The sequence below is a fragment of the Cognatiyoonia sediminum genome (genome assembly GCF_900129845.1).
Taxonomy (GTDB): Bacteria; Pseudomonadota; Alphaproteobacteria; order Rhodobacterales; family Rhodobacteraceae; genus Cognatiyoonia; species Cognatiyoonia sediminum.
Genome location: NZ_FQXB01000001.1, coordinates 1,336,974 through 1,350,520, shown reverse-complemented (window position 1 = coordinate 1,350,520; position 13,547 = coordinate 1,336,974). Strand labels below are relative to the sequence as shown.

The following is a 13,547-nucleotide window of genomic DNA, read 5'->3' as shown; positions in this document are numbered from 1 at the left end:
GGTTTGCCGCTTCGGCAATGACCAAAGTGCTTGAAAGTTAATTCAGCCGCGACCTTGTGTCGGACGGACGTTCTCCAAATGCGGTGAGATATTGTTCGCCGAAATGGCTCCAATTCAGAAATCCGAACTCCGCTGCAATGTCACCGATTGATTTGTCGGTATTTGCCGGATTGCTCAGACTGCGGCGTGCGGCGTGAAGGCGCAGCAAGCGTTGGTAAGCTCCAAACCCAAGGGTGCCTTCCTGTGCATAGGCATATTGAATGCTGCGTCGGCTCAGACTTAGTTCCTCGGACATCGCCGCGATGTCGATGGTATTCGCAGTCGCACCACTGGTGTGTTTTTGGATGGCCAAGAACCTCGAGAAACTGCGGGGCAGTTTTGCTCCTAGAAACTCGACCCCGTTGCCCCATTCCAAGATCAGGCTGGAGACAAGGCTGTTCACTAAAATCTCACCAAGAAGCGTTTGGTTCTGGCCGAACCGACTGTCCAAGGCATTCGTTTTAAGGGCGTTATAGGCGTCGTTACGCAGACGTTGCGCGAATGTTGGGGCACGACAACAGGCAACGATGTCGCGCAAGGAAAGAAGCCAGTCAGCAACCGCTGGCGCAACAGAAAATGCCCTTTCAAATGTTTTGGTCGAAACGATGACTGCCAAGATCATACCATCTTCCGGACTGCGCAGATGGAGGGTGCATCCGGGCGGGACGATAAATATGTCCTCGCATCCAATGTTTTGTCCATTTGCCCGAAAGTAGGTATCTTCATTTAGGACAACACCAATGGAATAGGCATCGGGCGCTCCAACCACCGTTTGCTGCAAAGCTTGATTGGCGTGTTCGATATGAAGCGACACGTTTGGCCCCAGAAAACAGGACACAAAACGACCTCGAAACGCACCTGGTGTCAGTTGGATATATTCTTGATCGAATCCGGATAGGCGTTCCGACTGTGCATCGAAGTCATCAAAAACTTAGTCAAAAATCTCGGCATTGTTTGCACACCACGTGTAATTAGGCATCCAAATATCTGAAATATTTGCCATTTCTCCTCAGATGCTCTGGTTGTGGAGTTGCGCGGCGGCTGTAACCCTCAAAGCTAAGCTAGAGTACAATTCTCCTCGGAGGTATCAAGAAACAAGATCCACAAAGGGAGAAATGAAATGAAGAAAACCACTTTGGGTCTCGCCGCCGCGTTGATGGGTGCGACTGCGGCTGCAGCAGAAATGATCGAAGTGAATGGGGCCAACTTGTTTTACGAAAGCATCGGGAGTGGTGAACCGATTTTAGTCATGCACGGTGGATTAGGGTTAAGCCACGACTATCTACGCCCCTATTTTGATCAGCTTTCAGAGACCAACACGGTTGTCTATTACGATCATCTTGGGAATGGCCTGTCGGATAAGCCTGACGACTACGCGGAAATGAATTTTGACCGTCTGACATCTGACGCGGCTGAGCTTATGACCGCGCTCGGGCATGATACGTTTACATTGATCGGCCACTCCTACGGCGGTTTCATCACGCAGGAATTTGCGATCAACTATGCGGATCGCCTGGACGGCTTGGTCTTGGTCGATACCGTTCCCGCGTTTGATTATCAGCCGACTGTAAGCGGGCCGGATGAGAACATGGCGGCGTTCGGGAAGCTCTTCACCCAGCCCATGGCGGATAATGACGACTGGCGGGCAACGTGGAATCCTGTTGCTGAGATCTATTTCCACCAGTGGGATCCGGACGTCGGCGCTGATCTAGATGAACTTACTAACTATGAATATCGGGCTTGGAACGCTGCTGGCGCTTTGCTTGGGACATTCAACACGCTCGAAGACTTGCCAAACGTGCCAACCCGCGCATTGGTCATCGCTGGACGTCATGATGGGATCACGGTTCCCGATGCGGGTGCAGAGCGGATCGCAGGGTTGTTGCCAAACGCGACGCTGATGATCTTTGAAGAGTCTGGCCACTATCCATTCATCGAGGAAGAAGCCGCTTTCTTCGAGGCCCTGAACGGCTGGTTGGCTGAGTAACGTCGACTTTTGAGCAACGGTCCGGCACAGGTGTCGGGCTGCTGCAAGATCGAGGGTCTATTGCAGCTTGCCGATGGGTTTGACCATTGTTCCACACACCAGCGTGGAGAGTATCCGAGGGATCGGATGGATTCGGGAAAGCGGGAACAAGATTCGATCGCGCAGGATCGGTAGAGCGTTGCTATTTGACTGGTATTGCGGCGTGAAGGCTGCGCTCATCGCCTGATAAATTCCAACATGAAGACGACGGGCCTTGGCATATAGCTGTCCGACATCGGAGAGCGGCGCGGATTGGATCGCTTTGGCGATGGCTAGAGCGTCAAGCATGGCCATATTTGCCCCTTGGCCAAGCTGAGGGCTGGCGCGATGTGCTGCGTCGCCTATGTGCACGATCCCAGCGCCATAGGGGCGGCGGAGCGTTCCGTGGGAATACTGCGCAAAGGTCATATCTGCAGGGGTTTGGATCTGATCAACGAAAGGCGCAATCTCTGGCCAGAGCGCGATAGCTTCGTCTTTCCATCTTTGCAGGCCCGCAGATTGCCAGGATTTTAGCCCGTTACAGGGCAACGACCAAAAGATAGTCGCCTTTTCTGGGCCATTTAACTCCGGTTTGCCGATGGGCATGGCCCCGATCATGCGGCTGGCCTTCCGATAGGCTTGACGCAGTTCGTTGTCAGGGAGACCGGTTTCATACGGCCAATCTACAGTGGCCCATAACGCACCGTAGGGTAGGGGTTTGGATAGCAGCGGGCTGAGCGGTGATCCTGCGCCGGTGGCATCAATGATCAGGTCAAAGGGCCCATGTTGATCTTTGTCTGTTTCGATCAGTTGGTGTTTGGCCTCAAGAACCTTTGCATCTGGCTTGAGTCTTGCGCCCGCGTGTTTCGCCGCATCGAGGATGGCTTGGAACAGGGCCCCACGATGTATGGCGAGGCCGAAAAACGCAGGATGGTTCAAATTGTATGTGACATCCAAAACCGAACGCCCGCTATCGACCTCATGACCGGCCATGCGGGTGATGGGTCGGCCGGTAGCCAGTGCTGCATCCAAGGCCCCAATCTGCGATAGAACATCTTGTCCAACCGGTTGAATGACGAGCCCCGAGCCAACCGGTTTGGGCGTATCAAATTGGTCAAAAACGGCGACCTGGTGCCCTTGCTTCGCAAGGAGAGCGGCGGCGGTAAGACCACCGATCCCTGCGCCTGCTATTCCGATGCTGTAGTTCATGTTTCGAAGCTGCGTCCTACGCTATTTGACCGCAACCCTTTCATACAAAGTTTCCGCAATCTGCACGGCATTCAACGCAGCCCCCTTCAAAAGCTGATCTCCCACAATGAACAAGGATGTCGTGCGTCCGGAAGGATCGCCGAGGTCGTTGCGGATGCGGCCGACGAGGATGTCTTCTTGGCCGGAGGCATCTGAAGGCATGGGGAAGTGGTTGAGGGCGCGGTCGTCGACTAGGCGGACGCCGGGGGCGTCGGAGAGTGCGTCTCGGATGCGGTCTTGGCAGACGTGATCCTCAAACCGGATGTTGAGCGCGATGCCATGGGCGCGCAGGATCGGCACACGGATGCAGGTGACGCTGATGGGGAGCTTTGGTTGGCCGAGGATGCGACGGGTTTCGGCGATGACTTTGAGTTCCTCGCCGTTGTGGCCGGTGTCAGGGTCCAGATCAGAATTGTGACTGAAAACGTTGAACGCATAGGGGTGCGGGAGGATCTGAGGTTCGAAATCCTCATTTGCGAGATGGGCGCGCGTGCCTTCGCGGAGTTCTTCCATCATCTCTGCTCCGCCACCGGAGGCCGCCTGATAGGTCGACATGGAGAGCCGTGTGATTGACCAGCGTTGGTGGAGGGGCGCGAGTGCGCAGGTAAGGATCGCAGCGATGCAGTTAGGGTTGGCGACGATGGGTGCGTCGGCGAGAGTTTCGGCATTCGCCTCTGGCACGACGAGGGGAACGTCTTCATCCATGCGGAACGCAGACGAATTGTCGATCACCTGCGCGCCCTCTGCCACGGCGAAGGGGGCGAATTTAAGAGAGATCGAGGCCCCGGCGGAGAAGAAGGCGTAGTCGACGCCATCAAAGCTCAGCTCTGTCAGTTCCTGCACGATGACCTCGCGGCCTTTGAACGGCAGACGGCGACCGGCGGAACGGGCCGAGGCGAGGAGGCGGAGTTCAGAGATAGGAAAATCGCGCGCTTCTAGGCAGCGGATCAATTCGATGCCGACGGCACCTGTTGCACCAACGATGGCAACGACAGGTGCGGGTTCGGGGCGCTCGGGGTTTTGGATGTTCATGGGTTTGGTCCTTTGGTTGTGGACCGTGGCCAATAAAAAAGCCCCGATCCTTGCGGCGGGGCTAGCTTTCGATTTTGGTTTAGGCGTTTGTCAGTCACCCATGCCAAAAAGCCCCCCGCGCGAGCGGATGGTTTTTTTCGTCATGGATGTCTTTGTCATCATTGCCATGGGGTGGCGTATAGGCGGCAGGCGCGCGGTTTGTAAAGGGGGGCCTCCGGCGGAGGTATTTTTGGCAAGAGGAAAGAGGGGGGTGAGACATGGGCTTTACCCTTGTTTTTTTGGGGCCTATAAGCGCGGGCATGATGATGCGTGTGATCATACGAATTATTTCCCCGGCGCTCTGAGACCGAGCTGCCGGGCCAAGGTGTCTGAGATGTCGCACCGCCCTGATTCTATACTATTGAAGATGCGAGAGGACCGGACGGATGAGCGCCGAGACCCCAGACTATAAAGACACTTTGAACCTGCCGAGGACGGATTTCCCGATGCGGGCGGGATTGCCGAAGCGCGAGCCTGCTTGGCTGGAGCGGTGGAATGAGATTGGTGTGTATGACCGGTTACGTGAGAAAGAAGGACGCAAGCCCTTCACGCTGCACGACGGACCGCCGTACGCGAATGGGCATTTGCATATCGGGCACGCGCTGAACAAGACCTTGAAGGACTTCGTGGTGCGGAGCCATCAGATGATGGGCTACGACAGCCGCTATGTGCCGGGCTGGGATTGCCACGGTCTGCCGATCGAGTGGAAGATCGAAGAAAAGTACCGCAAGAAGGGAAAGAACAAAGACGATGTTCCGGTTGTGGATTTTCGTCGCGAGTGTCGTGCTTTTGCCGACGAGTGGGTGGATATCCAGCGTGAGGAATTCAAGCGCATTGGCGTGACAGGTAAGTGGGAAAATCCATATTTGACAATGGATTACCGTGCTGAGGCGGTGATTGCCGATGAGTTTATGAAGTTCCTGATGAACGGGACTTTGTATCAAGGGTCCAAGCCTGTGATGTGGTCGCCGATGGAGCAGACCGCACTGGCGGAGGCGGAGGTTGAGTATCACGACAAGGAAAGCTTCACCATTTGGGTGAAGTTTAAGGTGGCTGAGCCTGCCGATCATAAATTGGCAGGTGCGCATGTGGTGATCTGGACGACGACGCCTTGGACGATGCCGTCGAACAAGGGCGTCGTTTATGGTAAGGACATTGCCTACGGTCTTTATGAGGTCACGGGCACGCCTGAAGAGAGCTGGGCGCAGGTCGGGGACAGGTACATCTTGGCGGACAATCTGGCGGCAGATGTGATGAAGGGGGCGCGGCTGGACGAAGAACAGTACACGCGTATGGCTGATGTTCCGGCGTCCGATCTTGAGGGCATTGGTTTGACTCACCCCTTGAAGGGGGCCGAGGGCAGCAATGGCGAGTGGGATGACATTCGTGATTTCCGCGCGGCTGAGTTTGTGACTGCCACCGAAGGCACAGGCTTCGTGCATTGTGCGCCGTCCCACGGGATGGAAGAGTTTGAGATGTACCGCGATCTGGGCATGCTCGAACAGGTCATCACGTACAACGTCTTGGACGATGGTGGGTTCCGCGCGGACCTGCCGTTCTTTGGTGGCAAGTACATCCTGTCCCGTAAGGGCGGTGAGGGTGATGCCAATAAGGCGGTGATTGATAAGCTGGCTGAAGTGGGCGGCTTGCTGGCGCGTGGCAAGATCAAGCACAGCTATCCGCATTCTTGGCGCTCGAAAGCGCCGATCATCTATCGCAATACGCCGCAGTGGTTTGCATCCGTGGATCGCAAGCTCGATGATGGCATGGGCGAGATGGGGGATAGCATCCGGGAACGGGCGCTCAATTCCATCGACCAACTGGTGAAATGGTGGCCTCAGGCGGGGCGGAACCGGCTGTATTCCATGATTGAGGCGCGGCCGGATTGGGTGCTGTCGCGCCAGCGCGCGTGGGGTGTGCCGTTGACGTGTTTCACCAAGAAGGGAGCCCTGCCGACCGATCCTGAGTTCTTGTTGAAGAACAACGAGGTAAATGCGCGGATCGTAAAGGCATTCGAAGAGAAGAGCGCCGATGTCTGGTTTGAGGACGGGTTTAAGGAAGAGGTGCTGGGCGGCATCGTGAACCCGGAGGACTATGATCAGGTGATGGACGTATTGGACGTTTGGTTCGACAGTGGCTCGACCCATGCGTTTGTGCTGCGTGACCGTGAGGATGGGACCGAGGATGGCATCGCGGATGTCTATCTTGAGGGGACCGATCAGCACCGTGGATGGTTCCATTCATCGCTGTTGCAGGGCTGCGGCACGTTGGGTCGTGCGCCGTATCGGAATGTGGTGACCTGTGGCTTTACGCTCGATGACAAGGGCATGAAGATGTCCAAATCGCTAGGCAATATCATCGCGCCTGCGGAAGTGATCAAACAGTACGGCGCGGATATCCTGCGGCTTTGGGTGGCGCAGGCGGATTACACAGCCGATCAGCGGATCGGGCCGGAGATCCTGAAAGGGGTCGCGGATAGTTATCGCCGGTTGCGGAATACGATGCGGTTTATGTTGGGTTCGTTGCATGATTTCACGGAAAGCGATCGTGTGGAGCCCGCGGATATGCCAGAGTTGGAGCGTTGGGTTTTGCACCGTTTGGCGGAGCTCGATGCTCAGGTGCGCAAGGGCTATGCGGAGTTTGATTATAACGCCGTGTGGCAGGCGATTTTCACTTTTGCGACCTCAGACCTGTCGGCCTACTACTTCGACATCCGAAAAGATGCACTTTACTGCGATGGGAACACATTGCGGCGTCGGTCAGCACGGACGGTTTTGGATATCCTCTATCACCGTCTGACGACGTGGCTGGCTCCGATCCTTGTGTTCACGATGGAAGAGGTTTGGCTGGAGCGTCATCCTGAAGAGAGCGCGTCGGTGCATTTGCGAGACTTCCCAGACACACCAGCTGCGTGGTTGGATGAAGCATTGGCGGCGAAATGGGCGACGATCCGTCAGGTGCGCCGTGTGGTAACGGGGGCCTTGGAGGTGCAGCGAACTGAGAGGGTGATTGGTGCATCGCTTGAAGCTGCGCCAGAGGTCTATGTCGATGCTGACACGGCTGCTATCTTGAACACGGTTGAGTTTGAAGATGTCTGCATCACCTCGGCGATTTCGGTGTCGAGTGGTGCGGCTCCGGCTGGTGCGTTCACGATGGATGATACAGCCGGTGTTGCCGTTGTCTTCAAACATGCCTTGGGCGAAAAATGCCAGCGGTCTTGGAAGATCCTGCCGGACGTTGGGCAATACAACCATCCGGGTGTGTGCAAACGCTGCTCTGACGCATTGGACGAGCTGCTTGCCGACGCATAACCCTCTCAACCCCAATTGGGCGGCGCGCTGTCGGGAGAGTTTCGACGGGCAGGGTGTCATGGGCACCTTTGGGGTGGAGGTGGCGGAACTGGACGCCGGTCGCGTGGTGTTGGAGATGCCGTTTCGCGATGATCTGACGCAACAACATGGGTTCTTGCACGCAGGCATTGTCACAACCGTATTGGACAGTGCCTGCGGCTATGCGGCGTTTACGCTGATGCCGGAGACGGCAGAGGTGTTGACGGTCGAGTTCAAATCGAACTTTCTGCGGCCAGCGGCTGGCAAGACGTTTCGTTTTGTTGGTGAGGTTTTGAAACCGGGCAAGACGCTGATGGTCTGTGAAGGGAAAGCCTACGCTGATGACAAGATGATCTCAGCGATGAGTGCGACGATGATGGTTGTCAAAGGGCGTAAGGGGATCAACCGATCATGATGGTGCCGTCGCCTGTCAGAACGCTTGGCGCGGACGTTGAAGGCGGCGCAATTACGCGGCTTTATTGGGATCGGGCGGGCACGTTGAAGGACGGGCCTTTGGCGGATCAGTTCAAAGCGGAGTTAGATGCTTATTTTGCTGGGGAACGGCTAGCATTTGATCTGCCTTTGGCGCCGCGGGGGACGGAGTTTCAACAGGCGTTTTATCAGGCTTTGATTGATATTCCTTACGGTGAAACAAGAACCTACGGTGATCTGGCGTCAGAGCTTGGGGTTTCCGCTCAAGCGATTGGGCAGGCGTGCGGAGCCAATCCGATCGCGATTTTGATCCCGTGCCACCGCGTGCTTGCCGCGGATGAGTTGGGAGGTTTTTCCGGGATTGGTGGGATCGAGACCAAAGTGGAATTGTTAAAGCTGGAAGGGGCCGGATCGCTTTTGATCTGAGGCAGAGCCATGAGTATTTGGGTATTGCTGGCTGTCCTTTTTGCGGCGCTGCTACACGCGACGTGGAATGCGCTGATCAAGGTTGGGGCGTCAAAGATGACGTCGATGTTGATCATGACTTTGGTTCAAGGCGCGGCTGGGCTCGCAATTGCATTGACGCGTGCGTTTCCAACAGGCGAGGTTTGGTTGTGGCTCCTGGCCTCCGGTCTGTTCCATTCGGCCTATAGACTGTTTCTTGTCTATGCTTATGAACAAGGTGATCTAAGCCGCGTTTACCCGATCGCGCGCGGGGCGGCGCCTATGTTGGTTTTGGTGATTTCGGCGGTGCTTCTGTCGGATGTCATTGCGGGCTTGGAATATCTCGGCATCCTTGTTCTGGGCCTTGGTATCTTGCTGATGGCACAAGGCGTGTTTCGATCTCACGAAAGTGCCAAGCTGGTGCCGCTTGCGCTCGGCTCTGCTGCGATGACGGCGGGTTATTCTTTGGTAGATGGATTGGGGGCACGCGCAGCGGGAGATGCGGTGACTTATGTGGCATGGCTGTTTGCTTTGGATGCTGTGTTCTTCACCCCGATCTTTTTGGCGTTGCGTGGGCGGAGTGCTTTGACGGCCTCGCGGCAGACGTGGGTGATGGGCAGTTTGGCGGCGATGGCGTCTTACGGGGCTTATGCAATCGTCGTTTGGGCCATGACGCTCGCCCCGATTGCCTTAGTCACGGCGCTGCGGGAAACATCGATCCTCTTCGCGGTGATGATCGGCTGGCTCTTCTTTGGCGAAAAGATGGGCGTTCAAAAAGCCGCGGCGGCTGGGCTGATCGTTCTGGGGGTGGTGATCACCCGGCTTTAGCCGTCTTTGCCGTATACCATTTGTTGGGCAGCCCCTGCGGCGAGTAGATAGATCGAAGTCGCCATAAGCCCATAATGCGCCATAAGCGGTGGATCAAAGTTGGTCCACGCGGCCCACGCGGCGAAAAACGTCCAAGCAAAGGCCATTGGCAATGTGATCGTGCGCCAGCGTTCTGTTCTGACAGGATGGACGAATTTAATCGGCAGAAACATCGCAAGGGACAGGACCAGAACCAAAGCGAGGCAAATAGACCAATGCGGTTGCAAGGCAAAGAGCACAAGGATCAGCATGTTGAAACAGCCGGGGAAGCCTTTGAAGGAATAATCCTTTGTTTTCATGCGTGTATCGCAGAAATACATAGCAGATGCGAAGGTGATTACAATAATAGCGACCCAACCGCTCCACCCGTCCATCAGGCCCGACACATAGAGCGCATAGGCGGGGATGAAGACGTAGGTGAGATAATCGATGATCAAATCCAGTAGGACGCCATCGAAGATCGGTGCGTTGGTTTTGACATCGTATTTTCGTGCCAAAGGTCCATCGATGCCGTCTACGATGAAGGCGACGACGAGCCAGAGGAACATCAAGCTCCAATTGCGGTCTGCCGCGGCGAGAAGAGCCAACATCGCAAAGACTGCACCGGTGGCAGTGAAGAGATGGACGGCGAGGGCTTTGGTGCGAATGTTCATCACGGCTTTGTGTCTGATTTCCTATGGAAGGGCAACGGTTTTAGCAGTTGAGAGATGCGCCTCCGGCGGAGGTATTTTGGCTCAAAAGACGATCAGGCACGCGGGTGGGCTTTGTCGTAGACATCCATCAGGTGGGCTGTGTCGACGGCGGTGTAGGCTTGGGTGGTTGAGAGGGACGCGTGACCGAGGAGTTCTTGGATCGCGCGCAGGTCGCCGCCTGCGTTCAAAAGGTGCGTGGCGAAGGAATGGCGCATGGCATGTGGGGTGGCAGACGCAGGTAGGCCAAGCTGAAGGCGCGTTTGTTCCATCACCTTTTGGATGGCGCGCGGGTTGAGAGCGCCGCCACGAACGCTTCGGAACAGGGGGCTTTCCGGGGGCAGGTCGTAGGGGCAGAGGTGGAGATAACGGTCGACCGCTTGGCGGGCGGCATCGATAACGGGGACAATGCGGGTCTTGTTGCCTTTGCCGGTGATGCGGAGCGTGGCGGGTAAAGGCGTGTCGCCGCCAGTTAGGCTGAGCGCTTCGGAGATGCGTAAGCCGCAACCGTAAAGGAGCGTGATGACGGCCTGATCCCGGGCGGCGATCCACGGCTCTTGCGTTTGCAGTTCCACCGTTTCGATCATTGCGGCGGCGGCGTCTTGGGCCAAGGGGCGAGGCAGTTTCTTTTGGAATTTGGGTGAGCGGGTGGAGAGGACGGCCGTTGGTTCGAACTCTTCCCGATCGGCCAGCCATTTGTAGAAGTTTTTGACTGCGCTTAAAGATCTTGCGAGCGAGCGCGCGCCCAATCCGCGACCGCGTTCGTGGGCCATCCATGAGCGCATGTCGCTAACGGTGATTTGCGCCATAGGGGCGAGCCCTTGCGGTTCGCCTTTGTGCAACGTCATGAAAGACAGAAAGCCCAAGACGTCGGTCTGATAGGCTTTGAGTGTATTCTCGGACACATTGGCGAGCGCGCGCTGGTGATCCAGCCAACCGGCAAGTGCGTCGGCGAGGGCGGGAGAGATCACCCCAGCCATTGGCGCATCGCGCGTTCGAAGACACCGGCGAAGAAGGTCATCAGGTCGGTGCCTTGCTGCGGCGTGAAGAGGTGTGGGTCTTCGGAGCCGAGGAGGAGCATGCCGGGCAGGCGGCCTTCGCCGAAATCGAGTTTTAGGCAGGCTTCGGAGCGGATGTAGTCGGCCTTGTCGCCGTAAATTTCTTCGCCATCGGTGCGGGTTTGGCGCAGAGTGACTTGGCGGACGGGGATGTCGCGGCCTCGGGTGACGTAGGCGTCGGTGAACCCTTTTTCGCAAACTGAGAGGGCATCACCCATTTTCTTGATGGCGGGATCGTCGTCGGAGGTTTCCGTTTCCAAGACAAGGCGGACGACGTCGACTCGGAGCGCGTCCGCAACATCGTGAGACAGGTCATGCAGGAAATCGTCAAACTTCGTTGCGTCGAGGAGGCGCAGAACAGCGCGGTGAATTTGGTTCGTCCCGGCGAGGTTTTCATAAGCGGCTGCGATGACCGAGCGATGCGTGTCTTCCAACCGATCGAGGCGGGAGGTTAGACGTTCCATCGCGATGCCGCGTAGATCAACGATATTGGTGCCCATCGATTGTTCATTGGCGGCGACGAGAGCATTCATAAGATCTTGATCTTCCAGAATAACTTCGGGATCAGCGATGATCTTGTCACGCACATGCGCATCCATCAGCGGTTTGTTGGTCATTGTCCTGCTCATTCTCTTTTTCAGCATGTCTAGCAGAGGGCAGTTGAAGTTTCTGCCCTAAGTCGCGGGTTTAACAGAGAATGGTAGTGAAACTGTGGCTTTGAGGACTCGACCGAGGGATCAGGGTTTTTGAGCGACAACAAAAAGGCGCGGTGCCATGCCGTCTTGTTTGATGGTTTGTGTGATCGTGAAGCCAGCGTGTTCCATCATGCGGATCAACTCCGCCTCAGAGAACCGCGCGACGAATGGGGCTTTGCCAACTGCGCGCATTAGGGCGATCATTGGGCCGAGGTACCAACTGCCTTCGCCTAGAAGCGCGGATTTTGAAATGAAGATGCCACCTGAAGGCAGCGCGTCGTAAATCGAGCCGAGTGTTTCCCCCATGTTCTCGACCAAGTGCAATAGGTTGAGAGCCAGAACGACATCGTGACCAGTGCCTGGAAGATCATGGGCTTGAGCGACTTGGAAGCTCAAGTGATCAAGATTGGTGTCCGCCAGTTTTTCAGTCGCAATCTCGACCATATTCGAAGAAATATCTGTGCCGATATAGCGATCTACTTGCGGTGCGAGTTCCAGCGCGGTTGATCCTGTGCCGCAGCCAATTTCTAAGACGCGGTGCTGCGGCTGCAGCAAGTCTTTCATGATATCAAGCGTTTGGGTGTAACTTTCCATATCGCTGATCGGGTCTTTAGCGTATTTTTCAGCGGCTTTGTCCCAGAAGGCTGCGGTTGTCATGGTCTGATCCTCAATGTGCTCGAAAATATATACTGACGTATGAATTCAGTTTGAATTGCCAATTTTTCTGTATCTATTATACATTTTTGTATGGATTGGCGTGCTCCTAAATTTGATTGGAACCAAGCGCGTGCGTTTTGGGCAACCGCTGAAACAGGGTCGTTGTCGGAGGCCGCTCGATCGCTTGGATTGACGCAGCCGACGTTGGGACGCCAAGTTTCGGCGCTGGAAGACGACCTAGACGTTGTTCTTTTTGAACGCATTGGTAAGCGTTTGGTTTTGACGCCGACCGGGCAGGATTTGCTGACCCACATGCGGCGCATGGGAGATGCGGCACAACAGGTTGAGCTGTCGGCCTCTGGTAGGAACAAGGAGGTGGCGGGCGACGTTTGCGTGTCGGTCACCGATATTTTTGCGCAACTGGTGATGCCTGCAATTGTCGCGGAGCTTCGGCTGCGCGCGCCACAGGTGCGCATTCTCGTGCAGGCGTCGAATTCGCTTTCTGATCTGCAAAGGCGGCAGGCGGATATTGCGATCCGACATGTGCCGCCAACCCAGCCAGAGTTAATCACGCGGAAAGTGCGGGATGGTCAGGGGAAACTCTATGCAAGCCAGCGTTACATCGCCGAAAAAGGCCCGTTCTGGACGTTGGATGATTTGGGCCGAGCTGATTTTATCGGGTCGGGCAACGAAGAAGAGATGTTGAGTGCGCTCAAGGCGATGGGCGTGCCGGTCACGTCAGACAATATCTGTGTGATTTCGGACAGCGGCATTGGGGGATGGGAAATGGCCCGGGCGAGTTTGGGTATTATGCCAATGTTGGAGGAACTGGCCGTGGCTTGGCCGGAGATGCAGATCATTGTGCCTGATGCGCCGGTGTACCCCGTTCCCTACTATCTGACGACACATCGGGAACTTCATTCCTCTCGTCGGATCAGGTTGGTATTCGATCTTTTGGCCGAGTTGCTTTCGCAACCCGACCTTCCAATCTTTAAGTCTCGGATGAGGTAGGT

The 13,547-nt window shown here is 56.0% G+C and carries 13 protein-coding genes; 6 read left to right on the top strand and 7 right to left on the bottom strand.

All coding sequences use genetic code 11. The features are described from left to right. Positions 1 to 37: 37 nt before the first annotated feature. On the bottom strand, positions 38 to 853 hold the full coding sequence (locus BUA85_RS06775) for an AraC family transcriptional regulator (RefSeq protein ID WP_072900066.1): 816 nt from the start codon (positions 851 to 853) through the stop codon (positions 38 to 40). 306 nt (positions 854 to 1,159) lie between these two features. On the opposite strand from BUA85_RS06775, the gene BUA85_RS06770 reads away from it, so the two are divergent. Next, the gene (locus BUA85_RS06770; protein ID WP_072900065.1) at positions 1,160 to 2,026 is read left to right on the top strand and encodes an alpha/beta fold hydrolase; all 867 of its coding nucleotides are present in this window, start codon (positions 1,160 to 1,162) and stop codon (positions 2,024 to 2,026) included. A 57-nt stretch (positions 2,027 to 2,083) separates the two neighbouring features. On the opposite strand, the gene BUA85_RS06765 is transcribed toward BUA85_RS06770, so the two are convergent. Then, positions 2,084 to 3,253, bottom strand: coding sequence for an FAD-dependent oxidoreductase (locus BUA85_RS06765; RefSeq protein WP_072900064.1), 1,170 nt, complete (start codon positions 3,251 to 3,253; stop codon positions 2,084 to 2,086). Positions 3,254 to 3,274: 21 nt separating this feature from the next. Next, positions 3,275 to 4,324 (bottom strand): aspartate-semialdehyde dehydrogenase, encoded by a 1,050-nt coding sequence (locus tag BUA85_RS06760; protein WP_072900063.1) that lies wholly within the window; start codon positions 4,322 to 4,324, stop codon positions 3,275 to 3,277. Between the two features lie 425 nt (positions 4,325 to 4,749). On the opposite strand from BUA85_RS06760, the gene ileS reads away from it, so the two are divergent. Genes ileS through BUA85_RS06735 form a run of 4 tightly spaced genes read left to right on the top strand, consistent with a single transcriptional unit; the run spans position 4,750 to position 9,396 of the window. Then, the gene (gene ileS, locus BUA85_RS06750; protein WP_072900061.1) at positions 4,750 to 7,674 is read left to right on the top strand and encodes an isoleucine--tRNA ligase; all 2,925 of its coding nucleotides are present in this window, start codon (positions 4,750 to 4,752) and stop codon (positions 7,672 to 7,674) included. Then, positions 7,661 to 8,107 carry a PaaI family thioesterase gene (locus BUA85_RS06745; RefSeq protein ID WP_072900060.1) on the top strand — a complete coding sequence of 149 codons (447 nt, stop codon included), beginning with the start codon at positions 7,661 to 7,663 and terminating at the stop codon, positions 8,105 to 8,107. The genes ileS and BUA85_RS06745 overlap by 14 nt, the downstream gene beginning before the upstream one ends. Further along, positions 8,104 to 8,550 (top strand): methylated-DNA--[protein]-cysteine S-methyltransferase, encoded by a 447-nt coding sequence (locus BUA85_RS06740; RefSeq protein ID WP_072900059.1) that lies wholly within the window; start codon positions 8,104 to 8,106, stop codon positions 8,548 to 8,550. The genes BUA85_RS06745 and BUA85_RS06740 overlap by 4 nt, the downstream gene beginning before the upstream one ends. Positions 8,551 to 8,559: 9 nt before the next feature. After that, positions 8,560 to 9,396 (top strand): DMT family transporter, encoded by an 837-nt coding sequence (locus BUA85_RS06735; RefSeq protein WP_072900058.1) that lies wholly within the window; start codon positions 8,560 to 8,562, stop codon positions 9,394 to 9,396. Here BUA85_RS06735 and BUA85_RS06730 read toward each other — a convergent pair. The 4 genes from BUA85_RS06730 to BUA85_RS06715 all read right to left on the bottom strand — a co-directional run bounded on the left by BUA85_RS06730 (position 9,393) and on the right by BUA85_RS06715 (position 12,549). After that, positions 9,393 to 10,088, bottom strand: a complete 696-nt coding sequence (locus BUA85_RS06730; RefSeq protein WP_072900057.1) for a CDP-alcohol phosphatidyltransferase family protein — start codon at positions 10,086 to 10,088, stop codon at positions 9,393 to 9,395. The genes BUA85_RS06735 and BUA85_RS06730 overlap by 4 nt on opposite strands. 92 nt (positions 10,089 to 10,180) lie before the next feature. Next, a complete protein-coding gene (locus tag BUA85_RS06725; protein ID WP_072900056.1) occupies positions 10,181 to 11,104 on the bottom strand; it encodes a tyrosine recombinase XerC in 924 nt (307 codons plus the stop codon). Continuing rightward, positions 11,092 to 11,799, bottom strand: a complete 708-nt coding sequence (locus tag BUA85_RS06720) for a DUF484 family protein (RefSeq protein ID WP_072900055.1) — start codon at positions 11,797 to 11,799, stop codon at positions 11,092 to 11,094. The genes BUA85_RS06725 and BUA85_RS06720 overlap by 13 nt, the downstream gene beginning before the upstream one ends. Positions 11,800 to 11,919: 120 nt before the next feature. Then, positions 11,920 to 12,549 carry a class I SAM-dependent methyltransferase gene (locus BUA85_RS06715; protein WP_278246402.1) on the bottom strand — a complete coding sequence of 210 codons (630 nt, stop codon included), beginning with the start codon at positions 12,547 to 12,549 and terminating at the stop codon, positions 11,920 to 11,922. A 75-nt stretch (positions 12,550 to 12,624) separates the two neighbouring features. On the opposite strand from BUA85_RS06715, the gene BUA85_RS06710 reads away from it, so the two are divergent. Continuing rightward, positions 12,625 to 13,545 carry a LysR family transcriptional regulator gene (locus BUA85_RS06710; RefSeq protein WP_072900053.1) on the top strand — a complete coding sequence of 307 codons (921 nt, stop codon included), beginning with the start codon at positions 12,625 to 12,627 and terminating at the stop codon, positions 13,543 to 13,545. The last annotated feature ends 2 nt before the right edge of the window (positions 13,546 to 13,547 follow it).

Bases quoted from the DNA above. Each gene is read 5' to 3' on its own strand.
- BUA85_RS06770 (WP_072900065.1), top strand. From the start codon at position 1,160: ATGAAGAAAACCACTTTGGGTCTCGCCGCCGCGTTGATGGGTGCGACT.
- BUA85_RS06765 (WP_072900064.1), bottom strand. From the start codon at position 3,253: ATGAACTACAGCATCGGAATAGCAGGCGCAGGGATCGGTGGTCTTACC.
- BUA85_RS06760 (WP_072900063.1), bottom strand. From the start codon at position 4,324: ATGAACATCCAAAACCCCGAGCGCCCCGAACCCGCACCTGTCGTTGCC.
- ileS (WP_072900061.1), top strand. From the start codon at position 4,750: ATGAGCGCCGAGACCCCAGACTATAAAGACACTTTGAACCTGCCGAGG.
- BUA85_RS06740 (WP_072900059.1), top strand. From the start codon at position 8,104: ATGATGGTGCCGTCGCCTGTCAGAACGCTTGGCGCGGACGTTGAAGGC.
- BUA85_RS06735 (WP_072900058.1), top strand. From the start codon at position 8,560: ATGAGTATTTGGGTATTGCTGGCTGTCCTTTTTGCGGCGCTGCTACAC.
- BUA85_RS06730 (WP_072900057.1), bottom strand. From the start codon at position 10,088: ATGAACATTCGCACCAAAGCCCTCGCCGTCCATCTCTTCACTGCCACC.
- BUA85_RS06725 (WP_072900056.1), bottom strand. From the start codon at position 11,104: ATGGCTGGGGTGATCTCTCCCGCCCTCGCCGACGCACTTGCCGGTTGG.
- BUA85_RS06720 (WP_072900055.1), bottom strand. From the start codon at position 11,799: ATGACCAACAAACCGCTGATGGATGCGCATGTGCGTGACAAGATCATC.
- BUA85_RS06710 (WP_072900053.1), top strand. From the start codon at position 12,625: ATGGATTGGCGTGCTCCTAAATTTGATTGGAACCAAGCGCGTGCGTTT.